General features: G+C 60.5%; 1 protein-coding gene. It reads right to left on the bottom strand.

Annotation, left to right across the window (positions count from 1 at the left end; translation table 11 throughout):
• Positions 1–438 (bottom strand): transcription termination/antitermination protein NusG (locus DWX84_RS22075; RefSeq protein ID WP_370449843.1); only part of this gene is annotated, 438 nt, incomplete at both ends.

Below are 438 nucleotides of genomic sequence, written 5' to 3'. Positions count from 1 at the left end.
CTCGCCCAAAAGCAGATAGGCAGGAAGGAGCAAAGAGTAAAGCTTGCAACGGATCACGTCGGTCTCACCACGGAGAGAGGCGTAGCCACGCAGGACCTCACGGGCCAGACGGGCATCCTCATCCACTACCACGCCGGAGGCATGGTAACGGCCCAAGGCATCGTGCAAGCCCTCCGACAGACGGTCGTTGTCCAAATGGGTATACACGTGCTTGCCCCCCGTGTTCAGCTCGATCAACTCGTACTCCCCCGCTCTCACCTCGAACAAGGGGACCCACAGACAGTCGAGGATACGCACCATCACGTCCTTATGCCCACCGCCCGGCTGCACCACCACCTCCGCCTCCATGTCGGTAAAAGGGCCGGAGGTGATACGCACACGGTCGCCTTTCAACAAGCGGCCGCTATCTGGCACGTACACCGGAAGCTCGTTGGAGTA

The organism is Parabacteroides sp. AF21-43 (assembly GCF_003635435.1).
Taxonomy (GTDB): domain Bacteria; phylum Bacteroidota; class Bacteroidia; order Bacteroidales; family Tannerellaceae; genus Parabacteroides; species Parabacteroides distasonis.
This window is presented reverse-complemented; position numbering and strand designations above follow the sequence as displayed.